The sequence below is a fragment of the Paenibacillus sp. G34 genome (assembly GCF_056856875.1).
The window spans coordinates 975,374-993,969 of the sequence record NZ_CM166469.1 but is presented as its reverse complement, the minus strand read 5'-3'; the positions used below and the strand labels follow the sequence as shown (position 1 = coordinate 993,969).

Annotated in this window: 15 protein-coding genes; 3 read left to right on the top strand and 12 right to left on the bottom strand. The window is 45.5% G+C overall.

Going from position 1 to position 18,596, the window contains the following annotated elements; all coding sequences use genetic code 11:
* Window positions 1–101: 101 nt before the first annotated feature.
* Window positions 102–1,478, bottom strand: coding sequence for an amino acid permease (locus tag AC1VYS_RS04445; RefSeq protein ID WP_482913170.1), 1,377 nt, complete (start codon window positions 1,476–1,478; stop codon window positions 102–104).
* A gap of 303 nt (window positions 1,479–1,781) precedes the next feature.
* Here AC1VYS_RS04445 and AC1VYS_RS04440 point away from each other — a divergent pair, with 303 nt between their 5' ends.
* Complete coding sequence (locus AC1VYS_RS04440) at window positions 1,782–2,150, top strand: DUF6713 family protein (RefSeq protein WP_482913169.1); 369 nt, start codon at window positions 1,782–1,784, stop codon at window positions 2,148–2,150.
* Window positions 2,151–2,178: 28 nt separating this feature from the next.
* The gene (locus tag AC1VYS_RS04435) at window positions 2,179–3,171 is read left to right on the top strand and encodes a DUF4003 family protein (protein ID WP_482913168.1); all 993 of its coding nucleotides are present in this window, start codon (window positions 2,179–2,181) and stop codon (window positions 3,169–3,171) included.
* A 146-nt stretch (window positions 3,172–3,317) separates the two neighbouring features.
* On the opposite strand, the gene AC1VYS_RS04430 is transcribed toward AC1VYS_RS04435, so the two are convergent.
* From AC1VYS_RS04430 to AC1VYS_RS04420, 3 genes are all read right to left on the bottom strand, one after another.
* Window positions 3,318–4,358: a phosphotransferase gene (locus AC1VYS_RS04430; protein WP_482913167.1), complete on the bottom strand. Its 1,041-nt coding sequence runs from the start codon at window positions 4,356–4,358 to the stop codon at window positions 3,318–3,320.
* Window positions 4,359–4,433: 75 nt separating this feature from the next.
* Window positions 4,434–6,206, bottom strand: coding sequence for a SulP family inorganic anion transporter (locus AC1VYS_RS04425; RefSeq protein ID WP_482914905.1), 1,773 nt, complete (start codon window positions 6,204–6,206; stop codon window positions 4,434–4,436).
* Window positions 6,207–6,389: 183 nt separating this feature from the next.
* A complete protein-coding gene (locus AC1VYS_RS04420; protein WP_482913166.1) occupies window positions 6,390–6,719 on the bottom strand; it encodes an ArsR/SmtB family transcription factor in 330 nt (109 codons plus the stop codon).
* 131 nt (window positions 6,720–6,850) lie between these two features.
* Here AC1VYS_RS04420 and AC1VYS_RS04415 point away from each other — a divergent pair, with 131 nt between their 5' ends.
* Window positions 6,851–7,570, top strand: coding sequence for a suppressor of fused domain protein (locus tag AC1VYS_RS04415; RefSeq protein ID WP_482913165.1), 720 nt, complete (start codon window positions 6,851–6,853; stop codon window positions 7,568–7,570).
* 200 nt (window positions 7,571–7,770) lie between these two features.
* Here AC1VYS_RS04415 and AC1VYS_RS04410 read toward each other — a convergent pair whose 3' ends face one another.
* From AC1VYS_RS04410 to AC1VYS_RS04375, 8 genes are all read right to left on the bottom strand, one after another.
* Entirely contained in the window at window positions 7,771–8,583 is an 813-nt protein-coding gene (locus tag AC1VYS_RS04410; RefSeq protein ID WP_482913164.1) for a hypothetical protein, read from the bottom strand.
* Between the two features lie 26 nt (window positions 8,584–8,609).
* The gene (locus AC1VYS_RS04405) at window positions 8,610–10,190 is read right to left on the bottom strand and encodes a glycoside hydrolase family 43 protein (protein WP_482913163.1); all 1,581 of its coding nucleotides are present in this window, start codon (window positions 10,188–10,190) and stop codon (window positions 8,610–8,612) included.
* Window positions 10,187–11,086, bottom strand: coding sequence for a carbohydrate ABC transporter permease (locus tag AC1VYS_RS04400; RefSeq protein WP_186375587.1), 900 nt, complete (start codon window positions 11,084–11,086; stop codon window positions 10,187–10,189). Before AC1VYS_RS04400 ends, AC1VYS_RS04405 begins: the two co-directional genes overlap by 4 nt.
* A gap of 15 nt (window positions 11,087–11,101) precedes the next feature.
* Window positions 11,102–12,076: an ABC transporter permease gene (locus tag AC1VYS_RS04395; protein WP_482913162.1), complete on the bottom strand. Its 975-nt coding sequence runs from the start codon at window positions 12,074–12,076 to the stop codon at window positions 11,102–11,104.
* Between the two features lie 220 nt (window positions 12,077–12,296).
* Window positions 12,297–13,967, bottom strand: a complete 1,671-nt coding sequence (locus tag AC1VYS_RS04390) for an extracellular solute-binding protein (protein ID WP_482913161.1) — start codon at window positions 13,965–13,967, stop codon at window positions 12,297–12,299.
* A gap of 156 nt (window positions 13,968–14,123) precedes the next feature.
* Window positions 14,124–15,725: a response regulator transcription factor gene (locus tag AC1VYS_RS04385; RefSeq protein ID WP_482913160.1), complete on the bottom strand. Its 1,602-nt coding sequence runs from the start codon at window positions 15,723–15,725 to the stop codon at window positions 14,124–14,126.
* 11 nt (window positions 15,726–15,736) lie between these two features.
* Window positions 15,737–17,539 carry a sensor histidine kinase gene (locus AC1VYS_RS04380; protein ID WP_482913159.1) on the bottom strand — a complete coding sequence of 601 codons (1,803 nt, stop codon included), beginning with the start codon at window positions 17,537–17,539 and terminating at the stop codon, window positions 15,737–15,739.
* Window positions 17,540–17,621: 82 nt separating this feature from the next.
* Complete coding sequence (locus AC1VYS_RS04375) at window positions 17,622–18,329, bottom strand: DNA alkylation repair protein (protein ID WP_482913158.1); 708 nt, start codon at window positions 18,327–18,329, stop codon at window positions 17,622–17,624.
* Window positions 18,330–18,596: the final 267 nt, after the last annotated feature.

The window sequence follows — 18,596 nt, the reverse complement described above, 5'->3', positions numbered from 1 at the left end:
CGAGTTGCCCGGTATTTAAACTGAAAAAAGCACTCCTTCAACATACGGACTCTTTGCGAGTCACTGGGTATGTTCAAGAAGTGCATCATCATTGTTGCCTTTTATTTGGGATCGTTAGCTTTGGTCTGACGGCCGCCGATGCCAAATACATAATAACCAACCACTACAATCGCCATAAACGTTGCGCCCACAATCAGCGGCAGACGTGTATCCGGGTTAAAGGCCATACCGATAATGACCAGAATCAGATACACAATAATAATGTAATTGCTGATGGGGAACCATTTGGACTTGAAGTTATGCTCCGCAAGGTCCTTCCCCCAGCGCTTTCTGAATCTGAACTGACTGAACGCCAGTGCAAACCAAGGCACCATGCCTGGCAATACACTTGCACTGTAGATGTACAGGAACAGCTTCGAATCCGGCATCAGATAGTTAAGTACAACCCCGATCAGAAGAAGAGAGATGGTCACTACGATACTGTTGCGGGGAACCCCGCCTTTGGACAACTTTTTGAAAAAGGCAGGCGCTTGTCCGTTCTCTGCCAGTGTGTACAACATCCGTCCTGCGCTGTAGATCCCGCTGTTACATCCCGACATCGCTGCTGTCAGCACCACGAAGTTAATAATGCCCGCCGCTGCAACAATGCCGACTTTGGCAAAGGTAAGTACGAATGGACTCCCGGTCTCCCCTACCTCGTTCCACGGATACAACGTAACGATCACAAATATCGCACCTACGTAGAAAATGAGAATACGCCACACAATATTTTTGATCGCTTTGCGCAGTGTATGTTTCGGATTTTCTGCTTCTCCGGCCGTAATTCCGACCATTTCAACGCCCTGATAAGCAGCTGTTACGATACACAGTGCAAACAGGAATCCTTTGATTCCTCCGGGGAAGAAGCCTCCATGACTAATTAGATTAGACAAACCGATCGGTTGTCCTCCATTACCCCATCCGAAGAAAATAAGACCTGTTCCGATAACAATCATCGCCACAATGGCGGTTACCTTAATCATCGCAAACCAGAACTCGAATTCGCCATAGAACTTAACTGCTGCCAGATTGGCAGCCGCAATAATGAATACCCCGATGAGCGCAGGAATCCATTGTGGGATATCCGGGAACCAGTAACCCACATAAATCCCGATTGCCGTAACTTCGGCCATGCCCACCGTAACCCATAGGAACCAATAGCTCCAGGCTGTTAAGAACCCGGCAAGCGGGCTGATATATTTGTGAGCAAATGTTGCAAACGAACCGGTCACCGGCTCCTGAATCAACATCTCCCCCATAATACGCATAACAAAGAAGATAATGATCCCGGCCAGCAAATAGGCCAGTAACACGGACGGACCTGCCCATTTGATCGTGCTTGCCGATCCCATGAACAACCCCACGCCAATCGTACCGCCGAGCGCAATCAGCTCAACATGGCGGGGTTTTAGCCCTCTCGATAGTTCCTTTGATTCCAAGTGATTCTCCCCTTTTCTTAAATACAGCTTCCAATTGTCATTTCACTTCAATTCGCTCACATTAACGCAATGCAGAATTACTTCATCAAATTGTACGAGATGTGAAGCAGAAATACAATATGGATTATGAGGAAGTAAGCACTCACAGGTACATATGTCAAAATTTGCTCAAATATTCAATCATTTCTTTGTGATACGAGTAGCACTTTTATTAATGTTATCGGAACTTTTACAGTGGAAGTCACGTATGATTTTTATGCCCTTTACCAACCGATCCATGAAAATTAAATGAGGAGGATAAAGATGCCAAGCTTGTTATTGATCTTATTTCTGTTTAACCTTTCCCTGTTTCTACTGCATGAGATGGATGCCATCCGACGATCCGAATGGAAATTGTTTATCGTATTAAAAGATATGGAAGCAGAAAAAGCATATACATATTTCACCTGGATTCATCTTCCACTGTACACGATCATCTTCTCGCTTCTTTTCAGTTCCTATCAGACCATAACATTCTGGGTACTAGATGTATTTTTTATCATACATACCGTGTTACACTTCTTTTTCGAAAAGCATCCTCAGAACGAATTTAAAAATAGTTTCTCCAGATCGTTGATCTATCCCATGGGATGCATTGCACTGATTCATTTAATATTCCTTATGTTGAAATAACCATTACTAATCATTAGGAGGGTTGCACATGCAACCACAACTGCTGGAAAAAGCCGAATTATTCGTTTCTAACACCCTGATGCTCAAGAAACCATTCAAATGGCAGAATCCCATCATGCGCCGTTTGGCGGCGTTGCTATATGTAGTGGAGAATAAAAGTATAGATCCAGAAGCCATTCAGCAAAGCAACGACTTAATGAAGCAGCACACCAAACGTTTCTCTGCATTTAGGGGCCCTTCTTCCTTTCATTTTGCAGCTATGCTTTCTCTGACAACGGACCAACTTACAAGACTGCAACATACGATTCAAGTCCACGACTTGATGAAAGAAATCAAGTTCCGCAACTCTGACTACCTGGTGATGGCTGCCTATCAGATCGCTGCTCAAGTGCCGCCTGATCAATTTCAGCATACCGTGGAACGTGCCAAAGCATTCTATGATCGTATGAAAAAAGAGCATCCCTTCCTCACAGGACATGATGACTATATTTTCACAGCGATGTTATCCCTCTCGGATCTTGAAGTGGACACTGCTATCGCGCATATGGAGCAGCTTTATCGGGAGTTAAAACCTCATTTTTCCGCGAAAAACAGCGTGCAGACCTTAACACACATTCTCGTTATCGGGGATGGCGAATCTCAGGCCAGTGATCGTTTGCTGGCTTTAAGCGAGGCTTTCCGTTCAAGGAATCTTCGGATGGATAAGACGTACACATTGCCTTCACTCGCACTCTTTGCACTATTGCCAGCAGAGATCGACTTGCTGGTAGATCAGGTTATTGAAACATATGACTGGTTAAGAACTCAACAGGGTTTTGGGGCGTGGTCTATAAACAAACAGGAGTTGCTGCTGTTCTCATCTGCATTGACTGCACTTCAACACGTGGAGAGTCTACAGAATGAGATCCTTACATCTTCCATGTCTACAACGATTACCAACATTATCGTCGCTCAGCAAGCCGCCATGTCGGCAGCAGCCGCTGCAGCAGCTGCAACAGCTGCCTCTTCCGCTCAATCATAGTTGATTTTGGTAGTGCAAAATTGAATATTGCTATAATAATTGATCATATTTAGCACCAACAAGTAAATAAAAAACGATTATGCGAGTAAACCTGCATAATCGTTTTTTTAAGGACAGTTACTTTTTATTACATATGGATTAGTTCACTATACAATACCTGTATCACGAAACTCCTCAATAAAGTCATTCAACCAATCCTCGCCATAATCCAGCGCACCCATATCACTATCAATAAAGGCCACATCCAGACCCATCACCCAGAACCTGCGAGCGATAATAAACAGGTCGACCGCCTGTTCATCTGCATCTGTAAAGCTCCGAACGGATCGATATCCTTTCATCAACGCATCCCATAGCTTTTGTTTCTGCTCCGAATCACCCGACTGCCGTTTCCGAATCTTCACTTGGGCCAAATCATACGCACGCCATCCCGGAGCAGCCCATTCGAAATCATAATGGATGAAGCGTTCCTGCTGCTCAAACACATTGTTGTTTCCATGCATATCGCCATGACACAAACCATAATCCAGCCCGGTACTGGAGATGGTAAAAATCTTTTCTTTTAATACGTTAGCAAACGTTTGCAGAAATGTTGCTTCCTCACAACCCTCTCCGATGTAACGCAGAATTCGTTCAAGCGGCTCATCGATGAGAAATTTCGTATCTAGTTTAAACCTTGCATGTACTGACTCCAACTCCGTTACTGATGCCGAAGCAAGTTCTCTCTCCTGTTCCAACTTAATCCCATCCATAGCTTGGTGCAGTTCAGCAGCAGACCGGCCAAAAGCGTAGCAGGAATCCTCATCCTCCAGATTATTTTCTGTTCCATCAATATAGTGAAAGAGCACAGCTGCCCGCTTTCCTTCAGCCGCATCCAGCATCGTATACCCGGTCTGATCTTTCGTTGGGATAAAGCCTCCAACCTCTGTATGCACACTCGAACCGAGACCTTCTTTTAGTGCAGTCAACATACCCAATTCATAACGAACATCCGCTTCCGCCACCTCGGTACGATATATACGCAATATATAAGTTCCTGTGCTTGTGCTTACGCGGTAAGTATCATTCAAACCTCGCAGCCAAAACCTGCATTCCTGCCACGTTCCGATATCATAATGTGCTTGCAATGCCCACTCCAGATATGCCGGATTTAGCACCGAACGTAAAGCCGTTGCATGATTAAACATAGTCAAGTTCCTTCCTGTCTGATATATCATTAATATACTTAATATATATCATAAAGGAATTTATTGGAACGTTTATTAAGGAGCCGCTTTAGCGGTTACGACTTTCCACTTTTGCTGCTGCTCAAGCTTAGTTTCCAACCCAGAACCAGACAAAGCTGCACACTCCCGAAACGCAAAATGTTTACATCCCTTACACTTCTCTTCGTTCAGATGCCTTAATGCATAAGTAATAGCTTCTCCCGTATGTTCAAACCGATGTGCCGGATCTAACCGTTCCAGCAACCCCGTTCGTTTCAGCATTTCGAGTGGCTGCTCCTGAAGGCCCGACAACAGTATGATCCCGCCCGAACGTTCAAAATGCTTGATTAAACTCGCCAAATTAGCCTCTCCCGTTGTATCGATAAAAGGAACTTTCCCCATGCGCAACAAGAGCATGCCTGGACGCTCCGGAAGTGAATCCATAACCGATTTTTCAAACATATCCGCTGCACCAAAAAATAACGGCCCTTCAATCGTGTATAGGCTGATCTGTGGACAATCATGTCCCTCCCGTACCATGTGAGCCATGACCTTCTCATGTTTATGATCCGGATCAGGCAGTACCTTGGCCACTTTCAGCATCTCGCTCATTCGTTTCACAAATAGAATGACCGCCAGGATCAATCCCACCTCCACCGCAGTCGTAAGGCTTGTGAATACAGTAAGGAGAAAAGTCAAAAGCAGCACAAGCGAATCCCCTGTTCTGGTTCGCAATACATGGGCAAAAGATTTCCGCTCACTCATATTCCAGGCTACTAACATCAGAACAGGTGCCATGCTGGCAAGCGGAATATGGGATGCATACGGTGCAAACAAAAGCAGGACAAGCAGCACAACAACACCGTGAATTACACCCGACAATGGAGATACCGCACCGGATTTGATATTCGTTGCCGTACGAGCAATCGCTCCTGTGGCAGGAATACCACCGAAAAGTGGTGTGACAAGGTTGGCAACACCCTGCCCGATTAATTCCCGGTTGCTGTTATGGCGACTGCCCGTCATACCATCGGCGACAACGGCAGACAACAAGGATTCAATACCACCGAGCATAGCAATGACAAAAGCAGGCTGTAGTAAATTTACGATACGTTCCCAGGTGATCTCCGGCAGATGAAACCCAGGTAAATTCCCCGGAATCTCTCCGAAGGAGGAGCCAATCGTAGCCACCTGATCTTTAAAGAAGACGGCTGCAACAACGGTGGAACATATCAGACCCAGCAGGGAAGCAGGCACTTTAGGTGCAAACTTCGGCACAAGCAGAAGAACAGCCAGGCACACCCCCGCTGTCAGCAAACTGTATATATTAATCGTCCCGATGTGCATCCCGATCTCTTTCATATTGGAGTAGAAATCCTCATGTTTCGTGACACCCGTAAGTCCCAGCACATTCACGATCTGTCCACTAAAAATCAAAACAGCGATGCCTGCTGTAAAGCCAATCGTCACGGGTCTTGGAATGAATTTAATTAATGCTCCGAGTTTGAATACCCCCATAACAATGAGCATCAGTCCAGCCATCATGCCAGCAATCAGCAAATTTTCATAACCATACTGCATGACTATAGCAAAAAGAATCGGAATAAATGCCCCGGTCGGACCACCGATCTGAAATTTGGAGCCGCCCAGCAGTGAAATCAGAATACCTGCAATAATGGTGGTATACAATCCATATTCCGGCTTGACTCCAGAGGCAATGGCAAAGGCCATCCCTAAAGGAATCGCAATAATACCTACAATCAGTCCCGATATCAGATCCTTGCGAAAATCAGCTATTCGATACCCCGCATATCTCCCGATGCCTCTCATGCCCCATAACCTTCTTTTCTTCATATATTTGAATATTTGAATATAATTAGAACACTACTCCCTGATATATGCCCTGTCAAATGCAAATATCACAATTTCCGAGGATTATACTCCCGCACCCTAATGACAACCCAAAAAAACAAGAGTCTCCGTGCAAACTTACGGTCGCTCCTGTTTCCTGTGTCAATTGTCTTTACGTATATCCTCCAGCATCGAAATCGCATCGACCAGATGATTATCGAAGATCTGCTTGGCAACGGCCAGCAGTTCCTTAATCAGCGGATCACGAAGGGAGTAGGTGACTGTAGTACCTTCTTTCATGCCCTGTACTACATTTTTGCTGCGCAGTACAGCCAGCTGCTGGGATACCGCAGAACCTTCCGTTCCAAGAATGCTTTGCAGTTCATTGACGCTTTTATCTCCTTCGCTCAGCAACTCCAAAATGCGAATGCGCATCGGATGTGCCAGTGCTTTGAAGAAATCGGCTTTGAACTGTTGTACGCTCTGATTCATACCCTTTGCTCCTTCAATCGAACTCATCAACATGTTCCTATCATACCATAGAACGAAGTCCGGACTTCCATTCACACGATATGATATGATGAAAAAGCAAGTCCACTTTCCTGTACAAAGGAGCGGTAAGCATGTCCAACTCATCCGAATATTCTCCCTCTGGCGTCCCTATTCTTCGGCATAAAGATATGGATCGTGAGTGGCAATCCACTTCTTACGCAGAAGACGAATGGCTGGAACGTATTGAGAAACACGCGGACAAATATCTCGGCGAAGCCGAATCCGTGTTCCATGAGCTGGTGTCAGACCAAGTTCATATTGATGTTCATTTCATTCGTCCAACACCAGAACGCAATTATTACACATTGTATACCACAGGCATGAGTGCCTTGCCTATGAACACGCCTGGAGATGCAGAGGATTATAAGTATGCAGAACTGATGATATGTTTACCTCCGGATTGGCCTCTATTAGAGGAAGAACTAGAGGAACCCGATAATTACTGGCCGATCCGATGGTTGAAAACGATGGCCCGACTGCCACATGACTATGACACCTGGCTGAGTTGGGGGCATACGGTGCCCAATGGCGACCCGCCAACGCCATTTTCCAACAATACAGATATGTGTGCCTTTATCGTATTGCCTCCGCTGGAGACTGACGAGGATTTCCTCACACTGGACATGGGAGATGGGCATACTGTGCACTTCTATGCGATCCTCCCCATTTATCTGGAAGAGCTTGAACACAAGCTAGAGCATGGCTTGGACGCTCTGCTTGACCAATTTGAAGCACATGATGTGAACGAAATTTTGGATGTAAACCGGGTCAATACCTGCGGGAATGCGTAGCATCAATCATTGGACATACCTCTGCAATCCCTACTGAGCACGACTTGAATACAAATTCATGAAAAAGCTTCAGAAGACATGAAGGAATGCATGGTTTATGCAGTTACGAACGCTTGCAGAAAGCATTAAACGGCCTTACTCCCCATTCATTAAAGGATTAAGGCCGCTTAAACATTTTATCTTCTTAATTAATCCTGGACCTATTTGTCCAGCTTCATAAATTGTTGAAATTCTTTTCGAGTCATTTTTTTGATCGGTTTAACCTTTTTGGCTGCTGTATTATATATAAAAAGACTCATTTGATCGGAAGGGTACTCACTAATGTAATCGAACGATTTCCCGTTTTTGTGCCAAAGGATAACCCCTGTACTGATATAGTTTATTGTACGCGGTATATACTCAAAAGAGCCTTTCTTCGCATCGTATATGGCTAGTGAACTCTTCTCCGTATTCCCGTATGAAATCGCGAGCTTATCCTCCACAGGTGACCAGTTAAATGAAGTGATACTCTCTACGCCTTTCTTACCTTCCTCTGCAAGGCGATCATTTAAAATCGTGGATTCACCTGTCTTCAGGTTCACAAGAATGACAGCATTACCGGCACTTTTTGCTGCCTGCACAGCCACCCAATTACCTGAATTTGAATCAACAACACGTATTATTTCATGCCATTTTTCTCCCAAATCATCAGCTTTTATTTTCTGTTTCATCTTTCCTTTAGAAATGACAATAGAACGAATTACTTTGGATTCTGATGCAGGGACGTTTTCTTCCTCTACGATGTTTACGATTAATTCAATATTTTTCCCTTTCCAGATCACTTTGTTCTTACTTAACGTTTTTTGGAATTTGGGAACTTCTTGATACAAATCGGGTTCTACCGATGCAGATTTTATAGAAGTTAATGATGTCATCTTACTACCCTGATCAGCTGATACTTGAGAGACCCCGGACAAAGTTGTCATGACTCCTATCGCTAATACACTCGACAGGATGGTTTTTGCAGCTTTCATTATACAATCTCTCCTTCAATGAGAGTTTAATTGTACGAACCGTATTCGAACCAGTCAAAGTCGGCAACCTGATCAGAAGACTTACCATTACTGCTGCTGAACATGCCGATGCAGCACCCAACAAAACCGCCAGCCACTTCCGTGCTCAAGCTGGTCGTATCCACTTGTCCTGCAACCAGATGGTACTCACTTCCATCTGTACTGTAATAGAAGCTGAGCTGTTGTCCAAGCGCCGCCATCTTGAGGTATACACGTGGAGCATCCCCGTCCAGGACAACTTGATCAACCTGTGTTTCCTCACCACCAAGCCATGTCATCACCCGCAGTACTTGCTTGTCTCCTTCACGTGCCCGTTCGATCCGCACATGATACTGGTCATTCTGGATAACCACCAGACCTGCTGTCTCATATTCATGCTGCGGCACAAATTCCATCGCAGTCGCTGCGACATAATCCATATGCCGCTGCCGTACGCAGACAAAGCTGGGATTCTCAAGTTCCTTCAATGTTTGCGGTTTCAGCTTCAGGCGCAGGTAACCTTTGCGTTCGGTCAACGAGTACAAGTTCTCCTGAGGATTGCGCAGGAACATCCATTGCAAGCCCAGATGATCGGTATCAAAGTGTTCACAGCGCAAATCCGGTGCTACTGGCGCTGCTGGCAGATTCAGCACACCTTGCTCCTCCAGCTTACCCAGCCCCCGATTGACGACTGGCCAGCCATCCTCCCATTCCACCGAAGCAATGAATGTCTCCCGGCCAAGATTACTGAACCCACCGCCGTATGGTCTGGAAGCCAGCATCACCATGAACCATTCTCCATTAGGAGCTTGTACCAAATCCGCATGGCCTACATTGATTACTGGATAATGCTTGCCCATATGACGATGGGTAATAATCGGATTATTCGGATTACCGGCATAACCGCCGGTCAAACTGCTGCTGCGTGCAATGGTAACCGCATGGTTCAGACCTGTGCCGCCTTCGGCAATCATCAGGTAATAATACTCGCCGATTTTATACAAATGCGGTCCTTCTGGCCAAATCACATCTACCATCGCCCCACGCCACAGAACATAGCTGTCTCCTACCAGCCTCATACTACCGAGATCCAGCTCACGTAGCCACACTTCCCAGTTGCCATTGTAACGGACACCTTCCGAACAAGGCCGTGTACCTAAATAGTATGCTTTGCCGTCTTCATCGAAAAAAATCGTTGGATCAATGCCTTCCGCACCTTCAATAAAATAAGGATCAGACCATGGCCCAGCCGGATCGGTAGCGGTTACAACAAAGTTCCCACCATGCGTCGCATTCGTTGTAATCATATAAAAGAGCCCCTCATGATGCCGAAGCGTCGGTGCAAAAATCCCCTGCGAATGCCCTGCGCCCTCCAGATTAAGCTGAGACTCACGATCCAGCACATTGCCGATCTGCTTCCAATGAACCAGATCACGGCTGTGAAAGATCGGAACGCCAGGAAAATAGGCAAACGTGGATGTGACCAGATAAAAGTCTTCCCCTACCCCGCAGACAGACGGGTCTGGATAAAACCCAGGCATAATCGGATTATTAAACGTGCATTGCTCGCCTTGATTAACATTGTTCATTCTTTTACCCCTCCAATGGTGAGTCCAGTGACAAAGTATTTTTGCAAGAATGGATAAAGCACAACAATGGGCATGGCCGTCACGATGGTAATGGCTGCCCGAATGGACACGGGGGTGACCATATTGGTCACATTTTTGTATTGATCCACATTGACCGTTCCCCCTTGTGACGTTGCCGAAGATAACAGCTTCATCAGTTCGTATTGCAGGGTGGTCAAATTGCGGTTGCCTGCCGTATAGAGCATGGAGTCAAACCAGGAGTTCCACTGACCTACGGCAATAAAGAGTGCAACCGTAGCCAGCACTGGCTTAGAGAGCGGAAGCACAATACGCATAAAGATGCGGAAATCTCCTGCACCATCCATCTTCGCTGATTCAATCAGTCCTTCGGATAACCCCTGAATATAGGTACGGATGACGATCATGTTGAATACCCCGATCAGTCCGGGAATAATGTAAACCCAGAAACTGTTCAGCAGTCCCACTTGTTTGATCAACATGTAGCCAGGAATCAAGCCGCCGCTGAAATACATCGTGATCACAAAGAGTGTCGTGACAAACTTATTGAACATGTATTCCTTACGGCTCAGTACATAAGCCAGCATGGCTGTACAGAAGAGCTGTACCACGGTTCCAATGACCGTTCTGGCAACTGAAATAAATGCCGCTTGGGTCAGATGTGGATTTTGGAACACGGAAACATAGTTTTGCAGCGTCCACTCTCTCGGCCATAGATAGATCCCCCCGCGAATCGTATCCAGACCGTTATTGAAAGATACGGCAATGGTGTTTAAAAAAGGATATAACGTAACAACCATAACAAGCAACATAAATATGCCATTGGTGATAGAGAAAATAGAGTCACCCAAGCTTCGTTTTCCGCTAATTCGATTCACAGCGCTGCCCCCTTATCATATCAACCGCTCTTCCCCAAGAGATTTGGCAATCCCGTTGGCGATAAAGATGAGCACCAGACTGACCACACTTTTGAAGATCCCTGCCGCGGTGGCAAGTGAGTAGTTTCCAAGATTAATCCCATATTTCAGCACAAAAATATCAATCGTCTCGGATACATCCTGCACCAGTCCGTTCCCCAGCAAATATTGAATCTCAAAGCCTGCATTCAGTACGTTACCCACGTTGATAATCAGCAGGATAATGATGGTTGGTTTGATGCTCGGAAGCGTGACGTTCCACATTTTGCGAAAACGACCTGCTCCATCGATGGACGCTGCCTCATACAAACTTGGATTAATCGAAGCCATAGATGCCAGATAAATAATTGTGCCCCAGCCGATCTCTTTCCACATGCTCGACAGACCAACGATTCCCCAGAAGTACTTCGGTTCGGCAAAAAAATTAATTGGTGTATCGATCAGCCCCAGCTTGGTCATCAGCACATTCACAATCCCGTTTTCCGTTGACAATACATTTGCAACGATACCTGTCACGATGATCCACGACAGAAAGTGTGGTAGGTAAGAAACGGTCTGCACGACACGTTTAAACAAAACCAGCCGCAGTTCATTGAGCAAGAGCGCCAGACCAATCGAACCGACAAATCCCAGAAACAGACTGATCAGACTCATCGCCAGTGTATTACGAATGACTCGTAAGAAGGTCGGGTCTGTAAATAACGTTCGAAAGTGATCCAGTCCTGCCCAATCCTGCTCCATAAAACCAATGCCCGGTCTGTAATTCTGAAAAGCCATGAGCCAGCCCCATAGAGGCCCATATGCAAAAATAGCAATAAACGCAATGAAGGGGAATGACATCCACATCAATTGGCGCTGACTTTTCATTCTGGACAAGTTATACCCGAGCCAGCTTTTCCCCGAAGGGATATGCCTGGTATTTACCGAAGTCTGCAACTCCTTTTTAGCCATGCTTTTCTCTCTCCTTGATTACGAGTTTTATCTATATCATCCGAAGCGGATGAATTCGAATCCATTCCTGTCCAATGGGTACACGTTTATGTGTGGATTAAGAAAGGCTACAGGATGTCCCATAGCCTCTCTGCCTTGACCTTAGCTATTACCTACTGGTATTGCTTATCTTGCTTCTTATCGTATAACCTGTCTTACTACTTGCATCTGTTTTACCTGTTTAACCCCACAGCTCTACACGTCTGCGCACCTCTTCGGTCAGTGCGTCCTCATAGGCTTTAATATCTGCACTTTCTTTCAGTGTGGATTGATATTCTTCCCACGCCTGATCAAACTCTGCTGGTGACGTCATGATCACTTTAGGCAACCATTTGCGCTTCACATCGTCCATCTTCTGTCTGGCGATGGTCTCTGGTTTATTCGGTTCAAAATTGAACGTATAGATCGGGAACCATGGTTCATTCTCTTCAGCAGGCTCCAGGAAATCCGTGAATTTGGTATATCCGTAAGCCTTGAGCACTTTTTTATCAATGTCATTCAGTGTAGCAAGGTACTCTTCAGGCTGTTCTTTCGGGTCCATCGCATTTTTACCGTCGGCTGTCATGCCTTCATGGTGAGGGAAATAGACCAGCGGGCTTCCTGTGTTGGCGAGTACCCAGTCCGGATCTTTCGAATTGGCGCGTTGCTCCTCGTTACGAGAGAATACCCCTTTGTCATCCACCTGATAATCCACATCTTTTTGTCCCCACGTTCTTAGAACTTCCGTCTCCGGATCAAGCAGATCGTTAATGTATTGAAGCGCTCCTTCAACATCTTTACAGCTCTTCGTGATCGCAAGTCCGCCGTTGACGTTCAGAATCGGCTTATGCTGATAACGCCCTTTTACATCTTCGGACAACGTAATGGACAGTGGTACATAGGTTCTTTCATACAGCTTTTGTTTAACGAGAGAAGCCTCTGCGTCAAGGAACTGCCATCCCTGATCGACCATTCCAAGTACGCGTCCCGTTGAAATTTTGGAAATGTACTGATCGTAGTTGGCTGTGAACGTCTCGTTGTCAACAAGCCCTTTGTTGTAGACTTCATTGATCTTTTTAAAATAAGCCTTGGCTTCGGGAATCGTATTGTAGTTTTTTGCTGTTAATGTAGCCTTGTCGATAATAGCGGCACCTTCGTTCGGGTAACCTGCCAGGAACAACGGCGGATTCTCCAGTGCGAAGTAACGCCAGTCGTAAGAAATGATCTCGAATCCGATCGTCGGCTGACCGTTAATCGTTGGATTCGCTGCTTTATATTTTTCGATCAAGTCGAAGTACTGATCCAGTGTTTTGATCGTTGGGTAGTTGGCCCATTCCAACACTGCTTTTTGAATCCAGAACGCTTCTCCATCATGGGATACTTTCATGGACTCGCCCTGTAAATTTCCGAATTGCGGAATGAAGTAGATATGACCATCCGTTGAATTCTTCATTTTCTTCCAGTTGTCACCGAGATAATTTTTGATATTCGGGTATTTGTCGATATAGTCTTCAAGTGGCACAAGCGCACCGGCAGATACTAACTGCTGTGTACCATCACTTCCATCAATAAAGTCTGGATATTCACCACCTGCAATCATGACTCCGATCCGTTCTTTGGCGGTCTGACCGGTAAGCCAGTCCATCGTGACCCGTACGCCTGTTTTTTCCTCAATAGCCTTCATCACCCGGTTATCATCAGGTGCGAGCTTGCCTGGTACAGCAAAAAATGCGGAAAACTGCTTCAGATCTTTTCCATCTGCCGTCTTCTCTTCCGTTTTGGATGCCCCTGGTGTACAACCAGCAAGCACAACCGTAAACATCAACGTCAGCAGAATGAGCTGCCTTAATCTTTTTCTGACATCCTTTTTCATCATGACCCCTCCAGCAAAGTATGTTGAGAGACACTCTTTAGAAAGCGCTTTCCAAAGGCTGATTTAAAATTATCATTGTTGCCTGCTCTCCTCAACGGGACAAACTATAGGCCCCATCCGAATAATTCCAGATAAGCAAAAAATCCTGCTCCCCTTTCAAGGAGTGCAGGATGACGAATCCGAGGCAGGCATCGCTTGAGCCCTTTTTCGATATTGGGCAGGTGTCTCTCCCTTGATTTTTTCGAAGCGGTTAATAAAATAATCCGAATCCCGATATCCCACCATCGCTGCGATCTCATACACTCTGTAATCCGTTCTGCGCAATAACCGAGTGGCCTCTTCAATGCGAATCTGATTCAGGTAATCACTGAAACTCACGCTATAATGCTTTTTGAATATCTGGCCCAGATACGCACTGTTCATGAAAAAATGCTCTCCGAGCAGCTTTAGGCTAATATTTTCCATATAATGCTCATGAATATAAACCTCGACTCGGCCCAGCACGCCCATCGCATTCCACTTCTGCCGTTCTTTCAGTTTCTCTGCACATGTATATGAAAACTCGCACAGATTCTCGATATTCTCTTCCATAGACAACATGGCATAGTTCTCCTGCAGAAACGTCGACTGCATCCATTGCTCATCTGAATTCAGATCCGAATTGTCCCTGTTCACCAGCCCAAGTAACGTGTAAGCCAAATAATGAAGATGAATGCCTACGATGCCCGGCTCGATGCGCTGCTCCAGAAAAAAATGAAAAATGGCCTGCGCACGAACACGTATTTCTTCGATCCGTTGCTCCTCGATTGCCTGAATTAGTCCGTCGAAGAGCTGTTTTTCCCGCCCGGCAGGTTGATTGGTGAATACACTTGTGTCCATATGTTCAAAATAATAAATCGGCCCGTACGCACTAAAGAAACGCAAACTTTTGATCTTACCGCAAGAATAATAGGACTCATGGAGTTCCTCCAGCCCGTCAACTTCTTTGCCCACATAGATGGCTATGGATGCACCCTGTATCTGACTTAGCTCTGTATACAGCCTTGTGACGTATTGTTCCAGTGATAATGCCTCACGTTTCAGCAACAGGTCGGTCACAATATGCAGCACCCTGTTTCTCTCTCCCGTGAAGGATTTCAGAACATGTCCTGCGTAATTCTGGTTTATATGGCCTTCCACGTGCAGACTTCCATCGGTTTGCTGCTGTTCTCGCTCCGATTCCGTTTCAATCATCAAGCATCTAAACTTGGATACATCCCCATAAGAGGCTTGGATAGTGGCGAAAGTATCCTCATCTGCTGTTCCAAGCAAAATCGATTGCACCTGTTGAGCCATAACGATCTGTTCCTGTTTTTTCTGATGCCGCTTCTCTTCTGTTCTCGCCAAAAAGGAGACTTTGAACGCCTCCAGCACTTGCAGTAGCTCGTCCTTCACAATCGGTTTAAGTATATAATCGTTCACCTGATACTTGATAGCTTGTTTGGCGTACTCGAACTCATAGAACCCGCTGAGCAGCACCATTTTCAACTCGTCACCGTACTCTTCATATACAATCTTGGCCAGCTGCATCCCATCCATTTCCGGCATTTTAATGTCGGATATGACGAGATCAGGCTTCATTTTACGGATACAATCGAGCGCCTGCAGCCCGTTCGAAGCCTGTCCACAAATCTGAAACCCAAGCGCGTTCCAATCGATCAGCAAAATAAGTCCTTGGCGAATAAATGGCTCATCGTCCACAATCAGCACGTTGATCATATCCCCGCTCCTTATTCCTGAGATGCTTGTACAAGCGGAATGTGTATTCGAATAATTGTCCCCTTGTACCTTTCACTATCGATATCCACCTGCACCGTTTCATCAAAATACATTCGGAGCCGAATATAAGCATTCATCACCCCAATACTGCTCAGCTCGCTAAGCCGCTCCAGACTTGGATCAAGCAGCATACGATGAAGCATAGACAGCTTATCTTGCTCCATACCAACCCCGGTATCTTGGATGAGGATGTGCAATTGATCGTTTTTCTTCTGGAATTCCACTTCCACGACACCATCATTCAAACTGCCCTCAATACCATGAATACACGCATTTTCTACAAACGTTAATACGGTCAACTTCGGAATCTTCATCTCCAAAATGTCTGCATCCGTAACGTTAATAACGAACTTTAACTTCTCGCCAAAGCGGTATTGCTGGATCACCAGATAACTCTCGACAAAACGAATTTCATCCTGAATGGTGACCAGATCGTTGCCCCAATTAATCGTTTGCCTTAACAGCAGCGCCAGCTTCTGAATAATGTCAGAGGTTTCATGTTCATCCTTGATCAGACTGCGCATGCGGATCGTCTCAAGGGTGTTAAACATAAAATGTGGATTGACCTGGCTCTGGAGCGCCTTTAATTCAGCCTGTTTCTTCGAAAGCTCTAACGCCTGCCGTTCGACCTGTCCTTTGAACACAATCTCGATCAGATTTTTGATCTTAATGACCATCATGTTGTAGCTATGGGTTAGGCTGCCGATCTCATCCTTGCCAGCGGGTTCTGCAATGACCTCGAATTGCTCCTGTTTAACTTGATCCAGATGTTTGGCAATCCGGCCCACCCTATGAACGAGGGATCTGGAGATCAGCCAGATGAGCAGTGTCGGCACCAGCAGATTAAGAATGATCAGCAGCATCAGATTAAACCTGGAATCTACGATCTCCGTCAGAAAATCCAGTTTTTCTCCACGCACGATAATTTGCCAGTTTTCCGATACAACCGGGATTAATTCCGCAGACTGCCCAGCATCCTTCACCATACTCGACATCAGGTGAAACGGCTTCCGTGGCTGATTCATCTGTGCATCATTGGAAAAAATAATCCGGTCATTCGAAACGATATATATTTTCCCGCCTGCTCCCTCATTCTTGAATGACTTGTTAATAAAGGCGTAGTCAAGATCTACCTTTAACACTTTCTCTACTTGCTGTTTCCCGAAATAATTAAGCTTGCGAATAATGCTAACCTTACGACCGCCTTGACTCTGCGACATCTCTGCCTGCTGCTTGTCAAAATAGGAATAGATCATCATCTGGTCATCCGTATTCATCAGTGCTTGATACCATTCACTCTTGCGGATATCGTCGTTCAGCTTGATGAAGTTGCCGCCATTCACGAACGTATCGTTGTCCACATAAAACGTCACCTGATTCACTTGCTGGTAACTGTAATAATAACGAACCAGATTGTTGCCGCTCAGCATATCATAATATGCAAAATAATAATCTTCCTGATTGTTGTATTTGGATTCCATAAACCGATTGAGTGTGGCATCCGTGTATAAAAAATTGGATACGTACAAGCTATTGTCCAAGCTGTTCCGCAGATTAAAGCGAATCCGCTGCTGCATTTCATTGATCCGGCTCTGTTCCTTGGCTTCAATCTGTCCCTTGATGCTTTGATAAAATACGGCATTCGTTGCCAGTACGGGAACCAGTACACAAAAAATAAACATTATGTATAACTTCGTTCTAAGACTCCAATCATCCAGTAACTGAATACGCTTACAGTTCAACTTGCGTTTCATGTCCGTTGTTGTCTCCCCCACCCGTGTCATCCATTAACACCATTATAACGAGCCATGGTGATAATGGAATACACGTTTCGGACTAACATCTTACATATTTGCGTTTGAAACCTAGTTGATTGCGGTCCAGTGCCTTTTGAATATTGTCGGAAGCACTGATCTGCTTGCTTTTCGGCTTGTCCAGACCCACTTCAAGTGGACCAACCCTTTTGGCCGTTTCCACCGCTAGCTCATGCAACGGAACATATGACATAGCGACAGTGTAGATAAATAGATTCATAGCTATTTTTGCACGTTCAGGCGCACTGTGTATCGTTTGTTCTACCTGCTCAAGCATCTGTCTAAGTTTACTTTCCTCAAACTCGGTATCCTTGCGGTTGCCCAAAAGCCAGCAGTAACAACTCCATCCGCTGGACATTCGCAACTCTTCTCCGCTCGCAATCCAGGTGTCTGCAACCTCCTGGGCAATATCCGTCTCCGCTAAAGTTACAGCAACGATATAATCGGACACCATATAGAAATACGCCGCATCCATCCAGCGATCAAAATCGGCGTGGGTCATCGCTTTCGGGTCAGCTATAACACCTGCAAAGTACATGGCATCATAGTTGCCTGTCGCATACAATTGCTCAGCAAGCGGCTGATTTTTCTTGATTTGCTTCGCCATCGGTTTCATCGCCCCTGTCGCAACTCCAAACAAGGGTTCATGCGCACCGTTGGATATATAGATCTTTTTTGTACGTTCTTTGCCCAGAGCCTCAAGCTCTTGCATAACCTCGTTTACATTCATTTGAGCAGCTCCTTTGGAAGGATTAAGTTTACACGGACACTCCGATGACAGAAAATCCTTCTAATCGCTGTTATCCCCAGATTTTTTTCGATTCCCTCTTTCAAGGGAAAAATCCGGTGATAAGCGTATGCTTTCGATGCAGCTTTCTTTCAGAAAGCTTTTAGGCGACCGCTTCGCTTTTTCAGTTTTTTTCTGTCCTCTCCGTTAAAGTGTAAACTGAATCCGTTTAGTCTCATAGTAATTAAAATCAACTCGCGCTATACATAG